The sequence below is a fragment of the Proteiniphilum propionicum genome (assembly GCF_022267555.1).
Classification (GTDB): Bacteria; Bacteroidota; Bacteroidia; order Bacteroidales; family Dysgonomonadaceae; genus Proteiniphilum; species Proteiniphilum propionicum.
On the sequence record NZ_CP073586.1, the window covers coordinates 3144055 to 3168189 of the forward strand.

Sequence of the window (24135 nt, forward strand, 5' to 3'; positions counted from 1 at the left end):
AAGAGAGCTTCACGACACCAAATCATGAAATTGGATAGGAGAAAAACAAAACAGGTTTTCCTCCCATTTTATTTTACAGTATCTCAAACCACCGGTATCAACCAGTTCTTTGTATCGAGCTGTTCTACGAATACCATTTCCTGCAACCGTTAAAAAATAATTGTCTATAAATGTCTGACAGACAATTCATAGACAATTAAACTACTCCAGCACGTTGATTATGTGCGACTTACCAAACCATGTGGAGTTGGAGGGATTCGAACCCTCGTCCAAACGAGGAAGCAATCTGCTTTCTACATGCTTATCTTCATTTTATTTGTCAGGAAAGAGCGCGACTGAAGCCATCATACTCAATCCTTATCTTCTAATTTTTCGGAAAGGAGCCGAAGCCTCTCCAATCCTATCTCCGATTTGCCTGCACCACCTGATCGGAACGCTTCGAAGCCACAGCTTCCGGGTGATGTCTTGTTCCGCCACCTTGTGGCAGAATTAAGCGATTAACCTACTGTACTTCGGTTACGCAGCAAGAGCGTAATTATTATTGCCAGTTAATTGTTTGACGTTTGAGATTAAAGTGCAAACCGACAACGCACTGCATGCTTACAAACCTCTTCTACCCGCTGTCAAAACCGGTCAACCCCATTAAATATTATAACACATAAATACCAGTAGCTTAATAACAGTTCACTTGCTGTTTTGCAACTATGGTTTTATGTTGATCTTTGAAACCCGGCCAGTAACTGAGACACAAAATTAATCAAATAGTTTAATTCCTGCAACAGATTTATTCCGTAGAAATATTTTTCAGTTAAATACATTTCCATTAAAAAGATTTGTTATACTTTTACCGGCAGAATAATTTATAAGATTAATTAAAAGATTTTTTAGGATTCAAAAATGCTTATATCCGTTGTTACTGTTTGTTTTAATGCTCAGAAGATGATAGAAAAAACCATTCAGAGCGTGATAGATCAAAATTTTTCAGATAAAGAGTACATTGTAATAGATGGATCATCTTCCGATAGTACATTAGAAATTATAGAGAAATATCGTGATTCAATAGATATTCTTGTTTCTGAGAAAGACGATGGCATTTATCATGCTATGAACAAAGCTGTAAATAAAGCATCGGGAGAGTGGGTCATTTTTATGAATGCAGGAGATATTTTCGCTAATGCCAATGTCCTTGAATATGTAAGCGGTTTCCTAAAAATGCCTGCAGATGTTTTTTATGGTAATATTTTGACGGAAAGAGACGGCTCTCATATTTTAAAAGAGGCACCCTCCGAAATCAAAAACATTCACCGGATGCCGTTTTGCCATCAGGCTGTTTTTACCCGTACCTCACAACTTAAAAAATATCCGTTTGATGAAAAGTACCGACTGTCGTCTGACTTTAAATTCTATAAAAAATTGATTTTGGACAAAGTTATCTTCAAAAAGATTGATATCCCCATTGTTGTTTACGATAAATCGGGACTATCACAGACTCAACGTGTAAATGGATTATCAGAGAATATAGCTATAGTGATGGAACTAGACGATTTTAAAACCAAATTAAAATTGCTTCCACGACTTTTTTTCGTAAAATACTGGAATCAGCTAAGAATAAAAAAACATTAGCCCCCCTTCATGTTTGCTTGCAATAAATGAGTAAATAGCCATATTAGCATAAAACAAGCTTGTTTGTTATAGGCAATAGCAAAACGAGCTGAACAAAGTTAAAAAAATAACTTCACTAATAGGTTCAGATGCAACTGTAATACATTAGAAAGTTTAATAAAATAGAGATCAGCTAACTTGAAATAGTTTTGTTAATGTTTAAGTAAATCATAGACCTCCATTAAAGATGATGCAATTCTATCATCCCTGAATTTTTCAGCATGTTCTTTTCCTTTTGCAATCATCCGGTTACGAACGATATTGTCCGTAAGGACACGCTCAATTGCTTCTCCCAGTTCATCGGCATCCAAAGGATCCACGTAGATGGCTGCGTCTCCGCCGGTCTCCTCAAAACAACTTCCACGCGAGGTGATAACCGCGGTTCCAGTCGCTAAAGCCTCCAATACCGGAATACCAAATCCCTCAAAAAGAGAAGGGTAAATAAAAGCTGCGGAAGCACTATATATTGCAGGTAAGTCAGCTGTATCAACATTATGACGGAATATTACCTGTTGTTCCATTTTATAATCACTGATTATTTTCTTTAGTTCATCCATATAGTTGCTAGGTTTTCCCACAATCAGAAGTGGTATTTCCAGCGACTTGCGATGGAGTGCTTCAATAATGAGCCTCGCATTTTTACGTTTTTCTATAGCTCCCACATACAACAAAAAAGTGTTTGTCAACCGATAAGCTTTACGAACTGCCTGTTTCTTGTCATTATCAACTGAATTCCAAAAGATTGAGTTACAACCTTGATAAACTACAGATATTTTCTTTTCATCTGCTCCAAAAAAATCAATAGCGTCACGCTTGCTTTGCTCACTAATGGCAATAATCCTGTCAGCATTACGACAAGAGTATTTATTTTTTTGTTCAAATATTTTCCGATAGTAGTAAGGATAAAGCTCAGGATATCGAATAAAAATGGCATCATGGAAAGTAACAACCGATCTTGCACCGGTACGTTTAATACCTATAGGCAGCTCTTGGCTCAGGCCGTGAAAAATATCAATTTTATATTTTTTTATGTCACTGCAAATTTCCATACTGCGCCAAAAAGAGGGAATTGTTTTCCCTATAAGAGATTCAGGCCGCAATTCTCTGACATTTTTCAGCATAGAAACCGCAAATTTATGACTCTCTTTCGGATTAAAGAGCAAATATTCATTTTTCGGAAAATTTTCCGTCAGCAGCCTCAGGGTATCGCGACTGTAATTACCAAGACCGCGTGTGTTGTGGAAGAATCGCTTAGCATCAAACCCTATTCTCATATTATTCTCATAATTTTAGAATATATCAAGTTGGAGCTTATACTTTTAAGACATGCCAAATCTCCCCTGGCACATGTTTTGTTCCCATAAACCGAACAAGGACGGCACTCCAGATCTATCTGCACGGCATTTCCAGGAGATTGCTTAAATCCGTAAAAGCCAAAACAAGGGTGAGTTGCCCCCCAGACTGAAATCACCGGGATGCGCACGAGTGATGCCAGATGCATGTTTGCCGAATCCATGGAAATTAATACGTTTAGCCTCGACATCAGATATAGCTCCTGTTCGAGTGTCAGAATTTCTGTAACTGAAATTGTGTTGTACTTCTCATGCCATCCCGATAGCAACTCCATTTCCTGCTCATTTCCGAACAGGTAAATGTTAATATTATCCAGTGCTGACAGTCTGCTAATAAGCTGCTCCATCTGATCAAGTGGATACATTTTTGTGTTGTGTTTCGCAAAAGGGGCAATGCCTATATTTTTTAAAGCAGTATTAAAGGGAAAAGAATCCGGTAAAGAGACTTGACTTGGCCTGTGGCTGAAAAAAGACTCAAATTGCATCTCTGCAGGATATCCCAACTTAGAAAAGACATCATGATATCTCTCTGTAGTATGTTTCAGAGGATGAATCGGGCTCTTGCGTGAGAGAATAGCTTTTTTTTCGCCTCTTCCCTTATCTATATGTTTCACTTTTATATTTCTGAGAATAAAGATTACACGCAACAATTTGCTTCGTATCACATCGTGCACATCTGCTACCTTGTCAATATTTAATTTCACGAGATCCTTGGCGAGCCTGAAAATTCCAAAAACCCCTTTGTAGTCATTTAAATCAATTCCTATTGGCTCCAAATTACTTAATAATCCTTTGAAAAGGGGTTCGAAGCGCTTATTTGTAAGCACAAAAAAGTGATCACCCGGATAACTTCGTGCTACCGAATATGCTTCGGGAACAAGCATTGTTACATCTCCGAAGGCCGAAAAACGGATAATCAAAATATTTGCCATAAACTTTAAAGCTTTTTGACATTTTTAGCATATAGTACAGGATTAAGCGAAGGATCATTGTACATTTTCATCTGCCTGTAAACCTTCATATATTTTTTTCCTTGTTTAATCTCATCAAGAAGGTTATCGATTGCTGAAGAGAGATCAACCCGTTGTTCCAACAATACATCAAGTTTGCCGCGACAACTGTCCAGGTGATCAGGATCAGTATCGATACGAAGAGTCTGTTCGCGCATATGGTAAATCTTCACCGCCAGAATAGATAGGCGGTCTATTGCCCAAGCAGGACTCTCAGTGTTTATTGAAGCATTAGGCAACGTTTTTACGCCGTTGTATAAATGATAAAAATATGTATCAATCTTCTCAACTAAATCTGTTCGCTCCTGATTAGAACGATCAATCCATCTCTTTATCTCCAACGCCTTAACCGGGTCTATCTCCGGATCCCTAATTATATCCTCAAGATGCCATTGAACTACATCAATCCAATTCTTTTCATATAGATAATTATCTATTGTTTCAGGTTGAAATGGATTGTTCATAACTGAAGTTACATCATTTTTAATATGATAATCCTCAGTGGCTCGATCAAAAATAAGATTAGCGTTGTTGCAAAAATTTCTCTTCATTGTCTTTAAATTTAGTATTCGCAAAGATAACTACCCTTTTTATAAAAAATATCTTTTTTGCAATTTCATACGATTATTTAATTTCCTTTATGCTGTTTGAAATATGTGGTGTCGATTCGAGAGAATTCTTAACAGGTATTACAACATGTAATGGAATTAGTTTCAAATTCTAATAATTAATTACATTCAGAATCACAATAAGGTGACTTTTTCCACTGACAAAGTTATACAATATTTTTATCTTATGAAGCAGGGAGGATGTTTTAACTGTTTAATAATTACTTTAGATGATAAAAAAGTAGTATTTTTGCAAATGATTGTACACTTTATAAGGATTCCTCATAAATAATGAATAAAATTGTAGCAAAAGATAACCTCTCCGACAGAGTAGTTCGATTTGAGGTTGAGGCTCCGCTGATTGCGAAAAGCCGTAAACCAGGCCACTTTGTAATTGTACGTGTAGGTAAAAAAGGGGAACGCGTTCCTTATACCATTGCCTCGGCCGACCCTAAAAAAGGCACTATTACTCTTGTAGTACAAAGAGTAGGCAAATCGTCCGAAAAGCTTTGTCTACTAGAGTCAGGTGATTACATCACCGACATGGTGGGACCGTTAGGGAAAGCTACTCACATCGAGAACTTCGGCACGGTAGTCTGTGCTGGTGGAGGTGTTGGAGTAGCTCCAATGCTTCCCATAATTGAAGCTATGAAAAAAGCAGGGAACAGAGTCGTTTCCGTACTGGGAGCCCGTACCAGGGAGTTGATTATCCTTGAAGAACAGGTTCATGAGCATTCCGATGAAGTGGTAATTATGACCGACGATGGTTCTTATGGGGAGAAGGGACTGATTACCGCCGGAGTGGAGAAAGTAATAAAACGAGAGAAGGTGGACCTGTGCGTAACCATCGGTCCCGCCATCATGATGAAGTTTGTGTCGGAACTGACAAAAAAATACAATATACCCACCGTGGCATCACTCAACACAATTATGGTGGATGGCACCGGAATGTGCGGTGCATGCCGTGTAACTGTTGGTGGGCATACAAAATTTGTTTGTGTCGATGGTCCCGAGTTCGATGCACATCAGGTAGACTTCGACGAGATGCTTATGAGATTAAGAGCCTACGACAAATAACTCAAACACTTGCATCTGTCTTTTTGAATCTTGAAAAGTGAGCAATAAAAAATATGAATGACTATTTAAAAAATGAGCGGTCGCAAGAGTGGCGTGAGACTTTGCGTAAGTCTATGAAGAACAAAGGCCGTACTGACATTCCTCGTGTGAAGATGCCTGAAGTGGATCCGGTGTTACGCAGTCGCACCTACGATGAGGTAAACTTGGGACTGACCAAAGTGATGGCTGTTAACGAAGCTCATCGTTGTCTTGATTGTATTGATCCCACCTGTATAACCGGATGTCCCGTTGAGATAAATATTCCCAAATTCATTAAAAATATTGAGCGTGGTGAATTTCTGGAAGCGGCCAAAGTGCTAAAGGAGACCAGTGCGCTTCCAGCAGTTTGCGGACGTGTATGCCCTCAGGAACGGCAGTGCGAAAGCAGATGTTTCTACAATCTGAAGCTGAAAAAAGAGCCGGTAGCCATTGGTCATCTTGAGAGGTTTGCAGCCGACTACGAACGTATTAGCGGAAATATATCGATACCGGAAACAGCTCCAGCCAACGGTATAAGAATAGCGGTCGTGGGCTCCGGCCCTGCCGGGCTGGCTTTTGCCGGTGATATGGTTAAACTGGGGTACGACGTTACTGTCTTTGAGGCGCTCCATGAGCTGGGAGGCGTTCTGCGCTACGGAATCCCCGAATTCCGACTGCCAAACAATATTGTGGACATTGAGATTGACGGGCTTAAAAAGATGGGAGTAAAGTTTGAGACAAACTGTATAGTTGGCAAAACTATCTCTCAGAAAGATCTCAAGCAGGAAGGGTTTAAAGGCATTTTCGTGGGAAGTGGTGCCGGATTGCCCAACTTTATGAATATTCCCGGTGAGAACCTTATTGGTGTAATGTCGTGTAACGAATACTTAACCCGGGTGAATCTCATGCAGGCAGCAGACCCCGATAGCGACACACCTGTCTATCACGGAAAGAAGGTAGCCGTTATAGGCGGCGGCAATACCGCTATGGACGCCGTACGCACTGCACGGCGCCTGGGTGCCGAGAGAGCAATGATTATCTACCGCCGTTCTGAAGAGGAGATGCCGGCAAGGGTGGAAGAGATAAAACACGCAAAAGAAGAAGGCGTAGAGTTCTATACATTGCACAATCCTCTTCGCTACGAAGGTGATGAACGCGGGCGTGTTCAGCGCATGCTGCTGCAACGGATGAAGCTGGGCGAACCCGATCAGTCGGGCCGTCGCCGCCCCATATCAATTGAAGGTGATACTGTATGGCAAGAGGTTGACGAGGTAATTGTGAGCGTGGGTGTTTCTCCAAATCCGCTTATTCCACAGTACTTCTCGGGTATAGAGATTACTTCCCGGGGTACCATAATAGTAAACGAAACAACCTTGCAGACTGCCGATGAGATGATCTTTGCAGGCGGTGATATAGTCCGCGGCGGAGCCACAGTTATTCTTGCAATGGGCGATGGCAGAAAGGCAGCCACCGGAATGGATAAATATTTAAAAAGCCAGTTATGAAAATAATGGCTGATGCACATATCCCTTTTCTAAAGGAAGTTGCCGAACAGTTCGGCGAGGTGGAATACCTGCCTGGAAATCAATTCACCCGGGAGGCCATCAAAGACAAAGACGCACTTATTGTAAGAACTGTAACTCATTTCGGAGAAAAGATACTTTCAGGCACTAACGTAAAACTTATCTGTTCTGCTACCATCGGCTTCGATCATATCGATACAGTATGGTGCGATACACACGGAATTGCGTGGCGAACAGCTCCCGGCTGCAATGCCAATTCAGTAGAACAATATTTAACAGCATCACTTCTGTATCTGGCCGGCAAGTATCAATTCGAACTTAAAGAAAAAACCATCGGCATTGTGGGTGTTGGAAATGTAGGGAGCAAAATAGAGTCAGCCTGCCGGAAACTAGGTATGAATGTATTGCTGAACGATCCTCCAAGGGAAGAGCGTGAAGGCAGAGGCCTTTTTGTGGATATCGCAACTATCAGACAGGAGTCTGATATAATCACCTTTCATACCCCTTTGACCAAATCAGGCAAATATAAAACTTTTCATCTTGCTGATGAGCGCTTCTTTGAAACGGTAGCCAAAAAGCCATTTATAATAAACGCTGCACGTGGAGGTGTCACAGACAACATCGCGTTGAAAAAAGCTCTTTCTCAAGGAAATATTTCAGGTGTAGTAATCGATTGCTGGGAAAATGAGCCCGATATTAATAAAGATCTCCTGCAGATGGCAGATATTGCCACGCCCCATATCGCAGGCTACAGCGCCGACGGCAAGTGGACAGCAACAAGGATGAGCCTTGAAAATCTGAACAGCTTCTTCAATCTTGGAATAGAGCCTGACTATCAGAAGATTCCCTATCCTGCTAAACCAGTTATCAACCTGCAAGGAATTGCACCCGAAAATCAACTAGCACACGCTGTATGGCACACATACAACCCTATGAACGAAACAGCAGCATTAAAAACCGAACCCGGGAAATTCTACCACTTCAGATCGAGCTACCCTTTACGAAGAGAGTACAATGCTTATAATTTTGTGAACGCAGCACCTACTGTGTCTGAAATATTGTTGAAAATGGGTTTTAAACATACAAATATGCCGTAATAGAAGATCAAAATCAATCCAATAATCAAAAGGTAACTAACAAAAAATAGATATACTTATTTTTTTTATTAACAAATAAAAAGTAAATTCGCTATTGAAATAAAAAAGGAAGGAAGCTTAATTTATTAAATACTTACATCATGCAAAAAAAATCTAGTTATTTGTCGCTTCTGCTTCTGCTTTCAGTGGCACTTTTTGCCATATCCTGCAGCAGCAAGCTCAAGCCACTCTCGCAAAACAATTTTAATGTTACCCCCTCTCCTCTCGAGACAGTGGGAAATCAGATTCCGGTAACCATCAACGGGACATTCCCTGAAAAATGGTTTAACAAGAATGCAACAGTAACCATTACTCCTGTTCTTAAGTACGGAAATGGTGAGATAACCGGTACACCATACAGTTATCAAGGAGAAAACATTTCAGGCAACAGGGTAACAATCCCTCAAAACCAGGGTGGTAACTTCACCATGAACAGTACATTTTCCTACATTCCCGAGATGCAGTCATCGGAACTATTTCTCCGCTTTGACGGAAGAATTAAAAACAAACCAGCTAAATTGCCCGATCTGAAAATAGCTGATGGCGTTATTGCTACATCTGCCCTGGCTGATGTCAAGACAACCACTCCTTCTGTAGCTCCCGACGGGTTCCAGCGCATCATTAAGGAAGCTCAGGAAGCCAGTATCATGTTTGTGATTCAACAGGCAAACCTTAGACAGGGCGAACTTAACAAACGCGATATGGCTGATTGGAAACAACGGGTGGAACAGGCTTTCAAAGATCCCAGGCAAAATGTGAATGTAGAAGTTTCGGCCTACGCATCACCTGACGGCGGATTTTCTTTAAACGAAAGACTGGCAGCACAACGTGAAAAAAACACATCGGAGTATCTTGAAAAAGAGTTGAACAAAAGAGATATCGATACTGATGTATATGCACACTATACCGCACAGGACTGGGAAGGATTCCGCAAGTTGGTATCTGCATCGAACCTGCAGGATAAAGAACTTATACTGCGCGTACTGGAGATGTATCCCGATTCTGAAGCACGTGAAAAAGAGATAAAGAACATCTCTTACGTGTTTGAAGAGCTTGCAGAGACTATACTGCCGCAACTGCGTCGTTCGCGCATCATAGCAAATATTGAGATAGTTGGCAAGTCTGATGAAGAGATTATGACAACATGGAAAAACAACCCGAAGGAGTTGTCGGTAGAGGAGTTGCTTTATGGCTCAACATTAACCGCCGATGAAAAAGAAAAAGAGAAGATATATCAATATGTGACAGCCAATTTTTCGAACGATTACAGGGGATGGAACAATATTGGAACAATGTTCTTCAAAAGGGGAGAATATGCAAAGGCAAAACAGTCATTCGACCGTGCAGCTCAGGTAAATCCGTCAGCCCCAGAAGTGAATATGAACAAAGCTCTGCTTGCAATTATGGACAACGACCTATCAACAGCGAACGAATATCTCGGCAGGTCTGCCGGTGCCAGTGGCCTCGATGAAGCAATGGGATTGATAAATTTGTTGCAGGGTAACTACAATCAGGCTGTTGGTGCTTACGGAAACGGCAAGTCCAACAATGCAGGCCTGGCACAGCTATTGGTCAGGGACTACAATAAGGCAAAACAGACATTGGAATCTGTTGAAAACCCGGATGCAACTACCGCCTATCTGCTTGCTATCATCGCATCAAGAACGAACAACTTCAATGAAGTTATCTCTAATCTCCGGACTGCAATCGGTCGCGACAGAACAATAGCTTCACAGGCACTTAAAGATCTGGAATTTGCGAAATATCGCACCAACCAGGAATTTATGTCGGTTGTCGGTTAAGACAAATTCATCAATAATTACAAAAAAGTGGGCTGGTTCAGCCCACTTTTTTTATCTCAAAAACCTGTAATCGTTTATTCAGAAATGATCATAACCGCCAATACCAATAAAACCTATTCCAGCGAAAAAGTCACGTTCAGATGTTTATCGCTTCTAACATAAGTTGAAGTAACATCATATGAGAGCGATTGCTGTCCTTCTGCAGCAGAGATAAGCTGCGTTGAACGGGGGTAAAGAGTAATACTCCGGGTGCCATTGCCCAATGTTAATTTAAGTTCGAAATAAAGATCGCTGTTATTTTTTAATTCGTAGAATATCGTTTTTTCACCATTTTTATTTTCCTGTATATAGTGCCCCGGCATTAGCTTAACACAGGCATTGAACAGACTTCTCACATTCTCCTCTTTTCCTGCCAGTATTTTGCTTGCCCAGGCAACGGTACGGCCTGAATTCAACGCTTCACGAATAGACTCGGGCGTTCTCTCTTTTGCCATCACCAATGTCATAGTTCTGTGCACATAATCTTTGCTTTTATCATAATCATGCCCTATCAGGTTGTGTGCATCAGTACTGCCCATCACTGTCAATCCTTTATCAACGCACCAATCGAGTGCTTTCATATGTAACCCAAAACCGTTGATAACCTCAATTCCGTGCAATGCCCCACTTTTATAGAGATCTTCGATTAACGGGAGCCATTCATATGATCCTTCTATGCCTGGCTGCCAACCGGGATGGTTCCAGAAGATAAAAGCATCCTGCTCTGCCGCTTTCATCACAGCAGCCTTGTTATGCTCATTGCTTCTATCCTCTATAAAGGGTGATGAATCCTTAACATAAATTGCATTAAAGTGGCCCGGAGGAGTATTACGGGTTATTTCCGATCCATTTACCAAGATGATGTTATTTTTCGGGGCAACATCTTTAAGAAGCTCATACCCACGGTTGTGATCAGTTCTCACATCTGCTTTATGTGGCTGATACTCTATATGATCTGTCAGGGCAAATGCATCCAGACCCTCTTCCCATGCCTCCTGGTTACGGATAGTGGGCCACACCTGTCCGTCGGAAAAAACCGAGTGCATATGGAAATCACATTTAAGTACTTCATACCCATTCACTTCGGGTATGATAATATTTTCACGATACACAGGCCGCCTATTTTCATCGAGGTACATCATTCCCTCAACAGTGCCTCGTTGTCCGAATATCAGCATAGACAACAGCAAAAATCCAATCAGTAAAATGTTTCTTTGTGTCATTATAAAAAATTGTTGGTTTTTATCTATAAGTCAGCACCGAAAACCTTGAACATAAACATAATACATTATATATCAATATTTATTTTAAACCAAATGCAATAAAAAAGACTTTCTGGCGGGGATTCATATTTAAAAACAGTTAGTAATTATCCTTATAATCAGTTGGTATTTCTCTGTAAAACAAGTTTGAATAAACATCTAGTATTTTTCCGTAAAAAAGTTGATTATTCTATACTTTGCCAAATTAGTTTATTATTTTATCTCTGCCAAATTAGTCAGGTACAAAAATCATCTGCAACCATATTATTCTTAACCTTCCTTAGAATTCATAAAGTTGTTACACTGTTTTATACGGAACATTTTAATTATAAACATTTAATTTAAAGTTGTGCCTCTGTCATCTGAAAATGCTTCGTTAAAACTTCATTTATAATACTGACAGTCAATAAGTTATACCGCACCCTCAAAAGGTGTCGTACTCTATTGATATTCAGTGAATTATAAGGACCATTTTAAAAGTATTACCGAAGTATTGATATGACAAAAGGTTCATAAAAAATAAAAAGCTCACAAAATGGGACAAACAGATAAAAAACGATTAATTTTACAGCCTGATTGAGGTTGATTAAAGTATTGTAATTAGAAGCCGCTCAAAATTGCAAATAATCAGGAAGATATTTTGGCTTCTCCTGAAAAACTGAAAATTTAACATAAGATTTATGATACGGACAAGGGCTGTAATAAAATATTTAGGTTTCATTTTACTATTCAATTCGCTGTTTCTCTTCATTGCCGCTACAATTTCCTATGCATATAAAGAAGACTCCTTTAATGCTCTGTTATTCAGTGGCGTTTTTTGTGCCGCATCGGGAATCTTACCACAGCTTTTTATCAAAAAGATTGATGAGATTGTGTTTCATGAGGGATTGGCAATAAGTGTTCTGGGATGGATAATTACCTGTTTTGCCGGTATGATTCCGTACTGTTTTTGGGGAGGGGAGTTCACACTTGCAAATGCGCTGTTTGAAAGTGTATCCGGCTACACTACAACAGGAGCAAGCACTTTGAGTAATGTGGAAGCATTGCCTAAAGGGTTGCTTTTCTGGCGGGCATCCACCTCTTTCATTGGGGGAGTAGGAATTATCCTGTTTGTATTATTGATCCTTCCAGAAAAGAAAGGTGTTATATCCAGCTTTTATCGTTCAGAGGTATCAGATCTCTCCAGAATGAGTTTCAGAATAAGATCTAAGCATATTACCCGCATAGTTGTTTCGGTCTATTTAAGTCTTATTATCACTCAAATAATTCTTTTGAAATTATTTGGCATGAGTCTTTTCGATGCTGTCTGCCACTCATTCTCCACGGTTGCCACATCGGGATTCTCTACAAAAAACTTAAGTATAGCTTCATACAACAACTTGGGAATTGAGATTGTTACAATGTTTTTCATGCTGGTAAGCAGTATGCATTTTGGATTGATCTATGCTACTTTGACAAGGAAAAAACTCAATATATTCACTTCCCATCCAACACAAATGTATATGCTCGTTATATTAATCGGGATTATATTGATAACACTTCAACTCACCCATGAGAAAATATTTGGATTTTGGGACTCCTTACGGCATGCAGCTTTTCAGGTGATCTCACTAACTAGTACTACAGGCCTGGTTACAGCTGATACTTCAGTTTGGCCTATTTTCTCAATCATCATATTATGCTATTTCTCTATTCAGTGTGGTATGGTAGGTTCTACCGCAGGAGGGATTAAATTCGACAGGGTTTACCTCTTCTTCTCCTCTGTAAAAAAACAGTTAAAACTAATTCTTCACCCAGAAGGAGTTTACGCCGTGAGAATGAACAAGATAGTCATTGTGCACGATCTGGAACTGCAAATCATGGTGTTCATTATATTCTATATCCTTACTTTTTCAATTACCACTCTCATACTCTCTTTCATGGGGATAGACGGAATGACATCTTTTTCAGCATCAATTGCCACTATAGGCAACGTTGGGCCGGGCTTTGGAGAGGTAGGGTCGGTCAGTAACTACGGACATCTGCCCAATGCTGCTAAATATGTTCTTTCTGCAAATATGTTTCTCGGTCGACTTGAAATAATGAATGTGTTTGCTCTGTTTTTAATGTTGGTTAAGAAAAAGGAAAGGTAAAGAGCGGATAAATTATTATCTTTGCATAATTTTTTGAATTCGATAAACAGACATACAAAGATTATGAATTTTGTGGAAGAGCTCCGATGGCGCGGCATGATACAAGATATGATGCCAGGCACGGAAGAACAGTTACAAAAAGAGCAGACCGCAGGGTATCTTGGAATAGACCCCACAGCCGATTCACTGCATATAGGTCACCTGGTGGGTGTGATGATGCTAAAGCACTTGCAACGAGCCGGGCACAAGCCTATTGCTTTAATTGGCGGTGCCACAGGAATGATTGGCGACCCATCAATGAAGTCAGCAGAGAGAAAACTGCTCGATGAAGATACGCTTCGACATAATCAGGAAGCAATAAAAAAACAATTATCCAAATTTCTTGACTTCGAGAGCGATATTCCCAATAGAGCTGTGCTGGTAAATAATTACGATTGGATGAAAGATTACACTTTTCTCGCTTTCATACGTGACATCGGCAAACATATCACGGTAAACTATATGATGGCGAAAGACTCAGTAAAAAAACGTATCAGCGGCGAAGCGGGTGAAGGGATGTCGTTTACCGAATTCTCATATCAGCTGCTTCAGGGATATGATTATCTTTATCTTTTCCGGGAGATGGGGTGCCGGCTCCAACTGGGCGGATCTGACCAATGGGGAAATATTACAACCGGCACAGAACTCATTCGTCGTGTGGATAGCGGCGACGCATTCGGACTGGTATGCCCTCTCATAACAAAAGCTGACGGTGGAAAATTCGGAAAAACAGAAAATGGTAACGTATGGCTCGACCGCCGCTATACATCACCTTATAAATTTTACCAGTTCTGGATGAATGTGAGCGATGAGGATGCTGAAAAGTATATTAAAATATTTACCTCACTGTCGAGAGAAGAGATCGATGGATTAGTTTTGGAACAGAAATCATCACCTCACCTGCGTCCTTTGCAAAAGCGGCTGGCTGAAGAGCTGACAGTGATGGTGCACTCTCGTGAAGACTATGAGATGGCTTTTAACGCATCAGAGATCCTATTTGGCAAGTCCACCTCTCAGGCTCTGCGCTCTATTGATGAAGAGACTTTTCTTCAGGTATTTGAAGGAGTACCACAATTCTCAATCTCTCGCGGTAAACTAAACGAAGGAATAAGGGCGGTTGATCTTCTTACTGATGAAGCCAGCGTATTTCCTTCAAAGAGTGAGATGCGTAAGACAGTACAGTCTGGCGGAGTAATGATAAACAAAGAGAAGCTTGAAGCCTTTGATGAAGTAATCGGCGTTTCACATCTTATTGGAAATAAATATTTACTTGCACAGCGAGGAAAAAAGAATTATTTTCTACTTATTGCCGAATAGTATACAAAACAGGACTATCTAATGTAAAATCAGATCAAAATATTTGGAACGTTAAAATTAATATTATACTTTTGCACTGCTTTTCACGAAGCACATAAGGATTGTCCCATGGTGTAATGGTAGCACATCTGATTTTGGTTCAGCCAGTCTAGGTTCGAATCCTGGTGGGACAACAACGTAAAGAGTGTAAAGGGTTTATAAACAACTACTTACACTCTTTCTTTTTGCTCTTATAGCGGAATATATGGCGGAATATATTTTCAGCATACATATATTAACATTATGTCTATATATCAAAAATGAATGTTAACATAAACACCTGATGTACCATATATCATTACACTCTATTTAAGGGCATTTAGAGACGTTTTAAGCGACTTTCTCATTATGTGGCATACTCTTACTCATATCAAATGTTAAACGTGTCTTATATAGCCTTAAAATAGCTCACTACACTACCTTCATGTTAACAATATAATAAGTACAATTATAACTGCATTAATATCTGGTATAGAACAAATTTTTAATAAATGAGTCAACTTCATTGCGTGTGGAGGTTGTAATGTTTTGACAAAAATAGGAAAAAATTTATGGGGAATAGTACTTATCATTCCACACCACCATATAGGGGGGTATACCCTATTAATCTGTAAAACATATATATAAATACTATACTCTCGTACGTGATATATACAACATCTATTACAAATGTCTGATATTTTTCCACCAAAAACCATCTGTGATAGCATTGTAGACAAAATGAATTTCGGTCGATTCCTCAACAACAAAAAGAAAGAGTAAGCATCACACCTACTCTCTCTCAAAAAACCTAATAAAAAAAGAATATCCTATTTACTCTTCAGTGTCACGTGGTCTTGGGCAACTTCTGCAAATAACTCAGGTGTGAAACCTTCATCTATAAGCATCTGTAAACTGTAGCGATTTATATTCCTACCATTATTTCGTGTCAGCTCTCCATTTAGCACGTCAGGCAATCCATTCTTGGTTTGAAACTCTCTGAGTTCAGTCATAGCATCTATAATCTTCTTCACCTGTAAATAGTAGTCCGTCAGCTTCTTCACATTGATACGAATGGTAGCTTTTTTCTTGGATATGGACTCTATTTGATTATAATCAGCTATAATGGCATCTCCTTCTGCTAGTAATGGCAACCGCTCAGCCCTTATTCTTCTGAGTTTACTGACACTGTTTCTGAGTCGGTCGTGCAAGTCGCTATAGCTTTCAATGATTCTCATGCGTTCATCTACAGGCATAAACAAGTCCTTCATCTGGCGTTCCCTCAGCTTCGTTAAGTATGCTGAAAATGATTCGTCACTTTCTGTTATGGTCATGAAGAACTCCATAGTAGTAGGCAATCCTTCTTCTCTCAGAGCCTGTAAGCATAGCGGTAAATATTCTGCCAACTCGGTAAAACGACTCTTAGTGCTGTGATACAATGCGTAATCAAACACTTCATTCTCAAATAATGTTTCTTTCATATCTACTTGTTTTTATTATCTTTAAGTTGGATTGCATCCATATCAAGTAAATTTCTTAGCTTAGAAAAATCATGTTTTTTTTCCTTTACTTCTGGAAAGGTTTTCTCTACTTTCTCTTTCATCTCATTTACGCTGTTTATCAACTCTTTTGCCCATTCTGGCACTTCATCAAAATTAGTCATGTCATTCATAATTAAATAGTTTAGTTTTTTATTTTATACCTCACTTTACATTCTTTGGATACTCGGTTGTATATCAATACAATATCTTTATTTTCGTAAACTTCATTCCATTTCGTCTCGTGGCTGAAGTTCAGTCTCAGTAAATCAATTATTTTATTTTTCATTTTTCATTTGTTTTATAATGTAATCTGCAATGTCGAGTCCATCTCTTCTTTCTTCATCTGTAGCTACCTGTTCAAGTAAATTTGAGACTTTAAAACCATATTTAGTTGCATATTTAGTCCAATCATGATACGCTCCTAAATCAGGAAATAGTGTAACATCATGTCCTCTTAGTGCCTCTAAAAGTCGATAGTTCTGCTTACCACCTGTAGCAACCCATGTGTACTCTGGTATTGTCAGACTCGCTATAATGGCACTCTTTTCGCTTTCTACTACGGCTAGAGGTGTGGTGGACTTCTTCACTAAATGCAACCCATACAGGCATTGTGATAGTTGATAAGGACTCTTAACGTGCCTATGCACCCAATCAAATGAGTTCTTCACATTCTTAGCCCGCTTACCTGTCACTGGGTCGTATAACATTATCTTACCTGTCCTGATGCGGTCTTCTCGGTCTATTTGCCAATAGATTACCCTTCCTTCTTTGTGGTCTCCAATTCGGTATCTATCGATGGCTCTTGCAACGTCTATTAATGGAAAATATTTTGTCAAAAAGTGAATAAAGTTATTATCAGTATTTAGACTTCTCACCATCATTTCCTCAGGTATGTAGTCAGTAGGTGGTAGTGGTTTCGGCGCAACATGAATAGTAGGTGTATAGTCTATTCCTTTGTCTTTAAAGTACTCTGATGGTGTCAAATGATAACCGCATTTATCCTCTCTATTGCATCTGCCTACATTGTCAGATATATAATTACCTCTTTCATCTACATAACGTACAAATGATTGGTAGGTATGGCAGTGTGGGCACTCGTGCCTTGTGGTTCTGCCTTTGTATTTTTCCAACTTATATTTAAACTCTTTCATATATAAATATTCCTTAGGTCACACATCACACATCACAATCACCTGAAACCATTTACGGGAAAGGTTTTGAACGTCTTTCAGGGTGTGACCTGTTGCTCTATTCATATCTATATCACTATCTCCTAACATCACACTTTAAATTAGTTGAAACCTGCTTCTGTAGTGGGTTCTATTGCAGTGTGACCTGTGACCTGTGACCTGCACACTCTATTTACATATTCTCTTGAGACTCCAACCATCTCAGCTACTTTTGTCTGATTGGCTTCGGGGTTTTCCGCAAATATTTGCAGTATCAAGTCTTTCTTGGTCGATACTTCTTCCCTTTGCTCTACTTTAAATTTATCAAGTGACTTAATGAAATACTTCACCATTCCTACACCTGCCATCATATCCACGTCAGACACTGAAGTGTCGGGTACTTCAGATAGTCGTGCTATCTTAACGGTCAGTGCCAACCTGAGGACTTGGATTTGTGCCTTACTGAAAACTGCACTCCAAAAGTCATTTGCCTTAATACGTCTGCCCTCCATATCATTGTAGAACTGTTCGTATACGTCTTCGGCTTCGGCAGAAAGATGCATCTCGCCACCACCACCATACGACTCAATTCTATCTATCATATTGTCGAATGCTTCGGAGTCAGGTGTAGTCCCACCACGTTTATATTTTCGTATCGGAAATTCAGGATAAAGGAACATGAACCGTTGCGCAAAACCTGATTGTTCAAAGTTGTTTTTTGTCAATAATTCAGAAAGAACACTTGGCTGTATAGTCCCATAAATATTCAGGAACGGTTCTTCAATTAATTGTGGTTGCTCTTTTTTTCTATTTATGCTGAATGTTTGATTGTCAAAGATAGAGAGGTAGTGTCCCACTTCACCACTCTTGTTATATCTACCGAAGTCTGAGAACCACCCGCTCAGCTCATCTCTATTAAGGGTTAGTCCATTCTCAGCGTAAGATAGTGCGTTAAACATAGCTTCGGGAGTAGTATCATTAATAAGCATCTGCGCCCAATGTGGTGGTGTGCCTTGCTTCTCCTCAGCTTCCCATTCCTTATATTCCTCTTGGTATCTCAGGTATCTCTCAGCGTCAATCTCTGATATTCTCTTGAATGCGACTCTCCCTGCATCACTCTTTCCTGTTCCTGAAGAACCTACCACAATTACCCACAATTGAGGGTAGTTTTTATAGTTCCCTACCGTCAAGTACATTCGCTTACCTGATGCTGTGGCAATGGCTGTCAGGAATGCAACCGCCCAAAGTTCTTCAGGCGTGCCATAACTCTCTGCGTGTTCTCTGATGGTCTCTTGCAACCATTCAGGGAGTAGGTCAGTCGGGAATGCAGTCTGCTCTTGGGTGGTCTCTGTGGCAGTGGCGGTCGGAATAATTACTCCCTCGCCGTTTTTTATTTTTTCTATAATATTTATCATATCGTTCATATAGTTATAAGTGAATAACCTAATTATGCTCTTCGGTACTTCATAGGTTGAACTGCATTCAGTGCATTCGCCACGTCTTCTTTCCGAAAACGTATTGTTTTCTCACCCACCCTGTGAGCGGTAAGATAACCTTTCTTAACATAACTATGGAGTGTAGGCAATGATACACCCAACATCTCTGCTGTCTCTTTGCGTGATAGATACTCTGGAGTTGTGTCCTTCGGTATTGTCTCAGAAATGGCTGTCAGTGCGTTTTTCACCTCTTCTGCAACTATACCTTTAATAGTTTCGCTTAACTCCTCAACTGAAATTCCTTGCAAAAATAACCCCATGCTATAAAATTTTATTTGTTAATTAAAAAATCTGTTTTACTTAAAAAACATTAAACGAATTTAACATAATCTTTTATTATACGCAAGGGTTTTTAAGCGTTTTTTACTGGGGCAAGGGGAGTTGTTTGTTTTTAGCAGGTCTTTTTTTACTATAATCCTGAATAACAGGCAAATAAAAAACCCATAGCGTTTAAACTACGGGTTCTCGGCAATCACACATCACACTTCACATCTGCTGAAATCGTTTACAGGATTAGGTTATATGGGAGTGTGACCTGTGACCTGTGACCTTTGGGTGAAGTGGTCACATAGACTTTACTACGGTCAATTGATTAAAGAACTGATGGTGTGACATCTTTTTTGCACTTTCTTCTGCACTTATCCTTATATATTTGAGAAATGCTACTTCTGTCTTGTGTCCTGTCACCTTCATTATATCAAGCGTAGGAACGTCTGCTATATAGGCATTTGTCGCAAAACTTCTACGTGCTGTGTGACTCGTTACAAGTTCATACTTCGGCAATGTAGTAGTGGTCAGCTTCCCTGCGGTCGTGTGGGTACGTGTCACTGGTGCAGTTATCCCTGCCATCTTTGCTATATCTTTGATGAATTGATTGTACTTCTGATTGCTGATAGGTTTCGGCAACTTATAATCATATTTTTTAAAGATACGCTTCACACGTGGAGTCACAGGCGCATAGATGGTCTTCCCTGTCTTCTGCGTCTGTATTTTAATAAGTCCTTCTTCTGTGATATTCTCGGCAGTCAAGCGTATCACGTCTGAGTATCGGAGTCCTGTGTCTGATGCAATGAGAAACATATCTCTGACTTTATCTAAAGACTTGGGTAGCAATACAAGTGCATCTATGGCATTCAGTTCGTCTACGTTCAAATAAATGCTCTCAGTCTCTTCTGATGGCTTGGCAAAGGACTTCTTCCGGAAATCATCACTATACTTTACTCCCTTCTTTTCACTTGCGTAATTAAGAACGGTTTTCACTATCTTTATGCGTGTGCCTATGGTGTTTTTTGCCAACCCTTCGGCAGTCAGATACTTCACAAAGGAATGGTAGAAGTCCTCATCTGCGGTCAGTGGAGTCACGACCGTCTTATACTTGGTCTGATACTCTGCAATGTTCTTTCTTACCACTTTGTAGCTTTTTATCGTGGACTCCTTCAGGTTTGAGAGTGTTTCTATCATATGGTCTATGAACTGCACAAGGTTCATATCTGAGAAGTCCCTGTTCCCATCTACACTACTTTCTTCTATTCTGTCAGGATTGTAGATGCGGTCGAGTTCCACCTTTACACGCTCTCTGATTGGCAACCTACCATCTACGGTTAGATCATTAACGATGCGTTCAACGTGGAGTCGGAACTCCAACAAATTAGAGTTCATTTCAGATTGATTCTTTTTAGCTGAGGATTTAATGGAACTGTATGTTCCCTCTATCTGTGCATCTACACTTGCCAACTGGTCGCCATACTCCACACGAACATCTTTAGCGTTCCATAGTGCCACAGGTACACTAACAGGGGTGGTGTACTTCAACTGAAGATACTTTCTATCCTTATTCTTACCTTTACCCTTACCACGCTCTACAATGGTATATAGTCCATAATTTATTTCAGCATAAATGTTTGTTACATCTGCTTTTTTGTCTGTAAGTCGGAAATTCACTCGTACCATATCTCAAAGATTAAGTTTGTTACTGATACAAATATAACTATATATGGTGGAATAAAAAAGATATGGCGGAATATATGGCGGAATTTAACTTAATCACTTTACTTTATTCTTTATTGTGTTTAACTATAAGAATAGGTACACTCTCTATTTATCAACATTATACACGCTATTCTTTATCGTACAAATAATATAAAGTTAATAGTAGTGTTGTTCTGGTGGGACAACAACAAAAACGCTATTACTCTGACAAAATAGATTAATAGCGTTTTTATTTTCCTAATATGCGAAACTCATATTTTTTGTTCTACTTTTATGCATAAAAGTAACTCCGAAAAACATCGGAATCGGTGCCTTAAAAATCAAGCCTTTTTATTGACAAACAGGAACATTATCATTAGAGCTGCAGCAATAAGCGACATAACACTCCCAAAGTAGAAAGGAGCACCTGGGCTTACACGGTCGTAAAGATACCCGGCTATAACACTTGCCGGCAACAACATTATTCCGAGCACAGCGTGATATAATCCGTAACCGGTTCCTTTCATCTCATTGGGTATCAGGTCGGAAACTAATGCTTTCTGGCAGGTATCGGTAAGGGCGCTGTATACACCGTACATGCCAAACATGGCAATATACACCAGAATCTGACTGGATGCACCAAACATAAAATATACAAACGAATAGACAATAAATCCAGCCGTAATGAGCTTCGCTCGCCCAATTTTATCTGATAGTTTTCCGAAAGGAATCGCCAAAAGAACAGAGACTGTATTGAAAAGCATGTATATTAGTGGTACCAATGACGGACTAATTCCTGTCTCACTGGTCCTTACGATTAAGAGTGAATCGGTAGAATTACCTAGTGTAAAAACAGCAACAATAATAAGAAAGAAAGAATAATTCCTTGGTAATTGCTTCAGTGATATCTTACTTACGGTAAAACTCTTCTGTGATTTGGCCTCTTTCAAAAAAAAGATGATTGTTAGAACACCAATCACAGCTGGTACCGTAGCTACCCAAAAGATGATTTTATATTGAAGAACTGGATTATCCTTAGGCAGGAAAAAAAGTATTCCCGATGCCATTAGAGGACCAACAATAGCACCACTATTATCCATGGCTTTATGAAAACCGAAGCTTTTGCCGGTCTCTCCATTATTAACCGATCCAGATATAAGACTGTCACGCGGTGCAGTACGTATCCCCTTACCTACCCTTTCCAAAAACCGGTATGCCAGCACCTGCATTGGATTAACTACATATGCGTACAAAGGGGTTATTAATGCAGTAATAGTATAACCAATAAACATAAAAGGTTTGTTCTTCCCTATTTTATCACTCCAGAAGCCAGAAACGGCTTTCAACAAGGAGGCAGTACTTTCTGCAATTCCCTCAATAAGCGATATTTGTATTTTTGATGCACCAATAGACATGAGAAAAAGAGGCATTACACTATACACCATTTTAGATGATGTATCTGTAAAAAAGCTTGTCAATCCGGTATAAAAGACGTTTTTCTCTAACCCAAAATAGCGCTTGAGTTTCATCTGTAAATCTGTTTATAACGACAAATTTAGTGTTTTTCACGACAAGAAAAAACAAAAGTGTAAATCCTCTTGCGTTATCGGCAAGTGGTTTTGCTGTCGAAATCACTCACGGAGCATGGTTGACTGATGCTTTACTGAGGTATTACTATTCCTTCTTTATCGAGAGTTTGTAACCCACACCATAAATACTTTTTAATTTTATGGATGGAAAATTCTTTAATATTTTTTTTATACGGGAAATGGACGTATCCAGCGTGTTTTTCAAATGTGAACCGTCATCATTCAAAGAAGCGTTCTGGTTTCCGCTGGCGGCGGGAACGATTGGCGGGTTGGCAATGTCGATTGTGGGGATATTTGTGTTTTTGCCGTTGATGACGGTGAGAAGAGAAAACTATAAAAAAAGATAAAATGTAAAGGCCCACTTCGATGAATACTTCCAACAAAAAAATCCCCGGCATATATTACATATACCAGGGGATAGTTAAACTCAATTAGATAGGTTTGTTATTTCGAATAACTCTCTTTTACAAAAGCTGCATTATTCAAAAAATCATAACTCTCCTTCACTCCTTCGAAAGGGGTTCCTGTATATCTTTCCACTTCCACAATCATATATTTTGCGCCCGATTTCTCTGCATTGTTGAAGATATTCTCAAAGTTCACTTTTCCACTTTTACCTAATTCGGTCTCATCTTTTACATGCAATTGTTCGAAGCGCCCGGGGAAGCTGTTGAAATAATCTACCGGGTCTTTACCGCCCTCACACACCCAGTAAACATCCATCTGGAAAAACACTTTGGAGGGATCGGTATTGTTCAACATATAGTCGTACATTAATTGACCTTCTATTTCGTTGAACTCAAAACTGTGGTTATGATAGCCTAAACGAAGACCTGCAGCATTACATTTCTCACCTATCTGGTTATAATAATCACAATATACCTGAAGGTCGGATAGCGTTTCAGGGGTGGTCATCCAGGGAATGACAATGTATTTCATTCCTGCTTCCTTGTGAGCCTGAATAGCAGTATCCCACCAAGCCCAGGTCTCATCCCAGTTTGTTTCACCCGGTTTTTCGGCTAAAGGTCTTGAAGCATGTGAAGACAGTACTTCCATGCCTGCATCTTCGATCGATTTCTTAAAATCGACAGGAGACATTCCATAAAACTGTCCGTCATTATATCCTGCTGCCTCTACTCCGGTATATCCTATTTCTGCGACTTTTGCAATGGTACCAGCGTAATCAGCCTTGATATCATCTCGTACTGAATATAGTTGAAGGTAAATCTCTTTTTTGGCTGATGCCTCCTCTTTCTGTTGTTTTCCCTGGTTGCATGCAGAGAAAAAGAACAAACCGCTTAATAATGCGGTACTTAACAAAATTGAACGTTTTTTCATTGTATAAGTTGTTTAAAAAAAGGATGTTCCCGTTTCAGA

20 protein-coding genes, 1 tRNA gene and 1 other RNA gene are annotated in these 24135 nt (G+C 39.6%); 9 read left to right on the forward strand and 13 right to left on the reverse strand.

From position 1 onward, the window contains the following. Window positions 1-239 precede the first annotated feature (239 nt). Window positions 240-641: a transfer-messenger RNA gene (gene ssrA, locus KDN43_RS13080) on the reverse strand. Between the two features lie 256 nt (window positions 642-897). Between ssrA and KDN43_RS13085 the strand changes: the two genes are divergently transcribed. Next, complete coding sequence (locus tag KDN43_RS13085; protein ID WP_256448711.1) at window positions 898-1623, forward strand: glycosyltransferase family 2 protein; 726 nt, start codon at window positions 898-900, stop codon at window positions 1621-1623. Window positions 1624-1814: 191 nt separating this feature from the next. Here the strand turns inward: KDN43_RS13085 and KDN43_RS13090 are convergent, their stop codons facing one another. The 3 genes from KDN43_RS13090 to KDN43_RS13100 are packed head-to-tail and all read right to left on the reverse strand — an operon-like array spanning window position 1815 to window position 4575. Next, window positions 1815-2936 carry a glycosyltransferase family 4 protein gene (locus tag KDN43_RS13090; protein ID WP_238866788.1) on the reverse strand — a complete coding sequence of 374 codons (1122 nt, stop codon included), beginning with the start codon at window positions 2934-2936 and terminating at the stop codon, window positions 1815-1817. Continuing rightward, window positions 2933-3946, reverse strand: a complete 1014-nt coding sequence (locus KDN43_RS13095) for a glycosyltransferase family 9 protein (RefSeq protein WP_238866789.1) — start codon at window positions 3944-3946, stop codon at window positions 2933-2935. Before KDN43_RS13095 ends, KDN43_RS13090 begins: the two co-directional genes overlap by 4 nt. Before the next feature lie 5 nt (window positions 3947-3951). After that, window positions 3952-4575, reverse strand: coding sequence for a DUF4254 domain-containing protein (locus KDN43_RS13100; protein WP_238866790.1), 624 nt, complete (start codon window positions 4573-4575; stop codon window positions 3952-3954). A gap of 348 nt (window positions 4576-4923) precedes the next feature. Between KDN43_RS13100 and KDN43_RS13105 the strand changes: the two genes are divergently transcribed. The 4 genes from KDN43_RS13105 to KDN43_RS13120 all read left to right on the forward strand — a co-directional run bounded on the left by KDN43_RS13105 (window position 4924) and on the right by KDN43_RS13120 (window position 10188). Further along, entirely contained in the window at window positions 4924-5709 is a 786-nt protein-coding gene (locus KDN43_RS13105; protein ID WP_238866791.1) for a sulfide/dihydroorotate dehydrogenase-like FAD/NAD-binding protein, read from the forward strand. A 53-nt stretch (window positions 5710-5762) separates the two neighbouring features. Continuing rightward, a complete protein-coding gene (gene gltA / locus KDN43_RS13110; protein ID WP_238866793.1) occupies window positions 5763-7232 on the forward strand; it encodes an NADPH-dependent glutamate synthase in 1470 nt (489 codons plus the stop codon). After that, complete coding sequence (gene pdxB, locus KDN43_RS13115; RefSeq protein WP_238866796.1) at window positions 7229-8347, forward strand: 4-phosphoerythronate dehydrogenase PdxB; 1119 nt, start codon at window positions 7229-7231, stop codon at window positions 8345-8347. Before gltA ends, pdxB begins: the two co-directional genes overlap by 4 nt. Window positions 8348-8487: 140 nt before the next feature. After that, window positions 8488-10188 (forward strand): tetratricopeptide repeat protein, encoded by a 1701-nt coding sequence (locus KDN43_RS13120; protein WP_238866798.1) that lies wholly within the window; start codon window positions 8488-8490, stop codon window positions 10186-10188. 113 nt (window positions 10189-10301) lie between these two features. Here KDN43_RS13120 and KDN43_RS13125 read toward each other — a convergent pair whose 3' ends face one another. Then, window positions 10302-11450, reverse strand: a complete 1149-nt coding sequence (locus KDN43_RS13125) for an Sb-PDE family phosphodiesterase (protein ID WP_238866800.1) — start codon at window positions 11448-11450, stop codon at window positions 10302-10304. Between the two features lie 719 nt (window positions 11451-12169). On the opposite strand from KDN43_RS13125, the gene KDN43_RS13130 reads away from it, so the two are divergent. The 3 genes from KDN43_RS13130 (at window position 12170) to KDN43_RS13140 (ending at window position 15150) form a co-directional block, all read left to right on the forward strand. Beyond that, on the forward strand, window positions 12170-13621 hold the full coding sequence (locus tag KDN43_RS13130; RefSeq protein WP_238866802.1) for a TrkH family potassium uptake protein: 1452 nt from the start codon (window positions 12170-12172) through the stop codon (window positions 13619-13621). 63 nt (window positions 13622-13684) lie between these two features. Then, a complete protein-coding gene (gene tyrS / locus KDN43_RS13135) occupies window positions 13685-14977 on the forward strand; it encodes a tyrosine--tRNA ligase (RefSeq protein WP_238866804.1) in 1293 nt (430 codons plus the stop codon). Between the two features lie 102 nt (window positions 14978-15079). Further along, window positions 15080-15150 (forward strand) — tRNA-Gln (locus KDN43_RS13140). 675 nt (window positions 15151-15825) lie between these two features. Here KDN43_RS13140 and KDN43_RS13145 read toward each other — a convergent pair. The 7 genes from KDN43_RS13145 to KDN43_RS13175 form a co-directional block, all read right to left on the reverse strand. After that, on the reverse strand, window positions 15826-16476 hold the full coding sequence (locus KDN43_RS13145; protein WP_238866806.1) for a hypothetical protein: 651 nt from the start codon (window positions 16474-16476) through the stop codon (window positions 15826-15828). A 2-nt stretch (window positions 16477-16478) separates the two neighbouring features. Then, on the reverse strand, window positions 16479-16667 hold the full coding sequence (locus KDN43_RS13150) for a hypothetical protein (protein ID WP_238866808.1): 189 nt from the start codon (window positions 16665-16667) through the stop codon (window positions 16479-16481). A 144-nt stretch (window positions 16668-16811) separates the two neighbouring features. After that, on the reverse strand, window positions 16812-17687 hold the full coding sequence (locus KDN43_RS13155; RefSeq protein ID WP_238866810.1) for a DUF6371 domain-containing protein: 876 nt from the start codon (window positions 17685-17687) through the stop codon (window positions 16812-16814). 140 nt (window positions 17688-17827) lie between these two features. Then, entirely contained in the window at window positions 17828-19129 is a 1302-nt protein-coding gene (locus KDN43_RS13160; RefSeq protein ID WP_238866812.1) for a DUF3987 domain-containing protein, read from the reverse strand. Window positions 19130-19152: 23 nt separating this feature from the next. After that, window positions 19153-19461 carry a helix-turn-helix transcriptional regulator gene (locus tag KDN43_RS13165; RefSeq protein WP_238866814.1) on the reverse strand — a complete coding sequence of 103 codons (309 nt, stop codon included), beginning with the start codon at window positions 19459-19461 and terminating at the stop codon, window positions 19153-19155. A 304-nt stretch (window positions 19462-19765) separates the two neighbouring features. Further along, a complete protein-coding gene (locus KDN43_RS13170) occupies window positions 19766-21151 on the reverse strand; it encodes a tyrosine-type recombinase/integrase (protein ID WP_238866816.1) in 1386 nt (461 codons plus the stop codon). A gap of 359 nt (window positions 21152-21510) precedes the next feature. Beyond that, the gene (locus KDN43_RS13175; protein ID WP_238866818.1) at window positions 21511-22698 is read right to left on the reverse strand and encodes an MFS transporter; all 1188 of its coding nucleotides are present in this window, start codon (window positions 22696-22698) and stop codon (window positions 21511-21513) included. Between the two features lie 200 nt (window positions 22699-22898). Between KDN43_RS13175 and KDN43_RS13180 the strand changes: the two genes are divergently transcribed. Then, on the forward strand, window positions 22899-23105 hold the full coding sequence (locus KDN43_RS13180) for a hypothetical protein (RefSeq protein ID WP_238866820.1): 207 nt from the start codon (window positions 22899-22901) through the stop codon (window positions 23103-23105). 97 nt (window positions 23106-23202) lie between these two features. On the opposite strand, the gene KDN43_RS13185 is transcribed toward KDN43_RS13180, so the two are convergent. Next, window positions 23203-24096 carry a sugar phosphate isomerase/epimerase family protein gene (locus tag KDN43_RS13185; RefSeq protein ID WP_238866822.1) on the reverse strand — a complete coding sequence of 298 codons (894 nt, stop codon included), beginning with the start codon at window positions 24094-24096 and terminating at the stop codon, window positions 23203-23205. Window positions 24097-24135 lie beyond the last annotated feature (39 nt).

Excerpts from the sequence above, each read along its gene's own strand:
- KDN43_RS13180 (WP_238866820.1), top strand. The coding sequence starts at position 22,899 with ATGGATGGAAAATTCTTTAATATTTTTTTTATACGGGAAATGGACGTA.
- KDN43_RS13105 (WP_238866791.1), top strand. The coding sequence starts at position 4,924 with ATGAATAAAATTGTAGCAAAAGATAACCTCTCCGACAGAGTAGTTCGA.
- pdxB (WP_238866796.1), top strand. The coding sequence starts at position 7,229 with ATGAAAATAATGGCTGATGCACATATCCCTTTTCTAAAGGAAGTTGCC.
- KDN43_RS13090 (WP_238866788.1), bottom strand. The coding sequence starts at position 2,936 with ATGAGAATAGGGTTTGATGCTAAGCGATTCTTCCACAACACACGCGGT.
- KDN43_RS13085 (WP_256448711.1), top strand. The coding sequence starts at position 898 with ATGCTTATATCCGTTGTTACTGTTTGTTTTAATGCTCAGAAGATGATA.
- KDN43_RS13170 (WP_238866816.1), bottom strand. The coding sequence starts at position 21,151 with ATGGTACGAGTGAATTTCCGACTTACAGACAAAAAAGCAGATGTAACA.
- KDN43_RS13185 (WP_238866822.1), bottom strand. The coding sequence starts at position 24,096 with ATGAAAAAACGTTCAATTTTGTTAAGTACCGCATTATTAAGCGGTTTG.
- KDN43_RS13175 (WP_238866818.1), bottom strand. The coding sequence starts at position 22,698 with ATGAAACTCAAGCGCTATTTTGGGTTAGAGAAAAACGTCTTTTATACC.
- KDN43_RS13130 (WP_238866802.1), top strand. The coding sequence starts at position 12,170 with ATGATACGGACAAGGGCTGTAATAAAATATTTAGGTTTCATTTTACTA.
- KDN43_RS13150 (WP_238866808.1), bottom strand. The coding sequence starts at position 16,667 with ATGAATGACATGACTAATTTTGATGAAGTGCCAGAATGGGCAAAAGAG.
- KDN43_RS13165 (WP_238866814.1), bottom strand. The coding sequence starts at position 19,461 with ATGGGGTTATTTTTGCAAGGAATTTCAGTTGAGGAGTTAAGCGAAACT.
- KDN43_RS13160 (WP_238866812.1), bottom strand. The coding sequence starts at position 19,129 with ATGAACGATATGATAAATATTATAGAAAAAATAAAAAACGGCGAGGGA.
- KDN43_RS13145 (WP_238866806.1), bottom strand. The coding sequence starts at position 16,476 with ATGAAAGAAACATTATTTGAGAATGAAGTGTTTGATTACGCATTGTAT.
- gltA (WP_238866793.1), top strand. The coding sequence starts at position 5,763 with ATGAATGACTATTTAAAAAATGAGCGGTCGCAAGAGTGGCGTGAGACT.
- tyrS (WP_238866804.1), top strand. The coding sequence starts at position 13,685 with ATGAATTTTGTGGAAGAGCTCCGATGGCGCGGCATGATACAAGATATG.
- KDN43_RS13120 (WP_238866798.1), top strand. The coding sequence starts at position 8,488 with ATGCAAAAAAAATCTAGTTATTTGTCGCTTCTGCTTCTGCTTTCAGTG.
- KDN43_RS13095 (WP_238866789.1), bottom strand. The coding sequence starts at position 3,946 with ATGGCAAATATTTTGATTATCCGTTTTTCGGCCTTCGGAGATGTAACA.
- KDN43_RS13125 (WP_238866800.1), bottom strand. The coding sequence starts at position 11,450 with ATGACACAAAGAAACATTTTACTGATTGGATTTTTGCTGTTGTCTATG.
- KDN43_RS13100 (WP_238866790.1), bottom strand. The coding sequence starts at position 4,575 with ATGAAGAGAAATTTTTGCAACAACGCTAATCTTATTTTTGATCGAGCC.
- KDN43_RS13155 (WP_238866810.1), bottom strand. The coding sequence starts at position 17,687 with ATGAAAGAGTTTAAATATAAGTTGGAAAAATACAAAGGCAGAACCACA.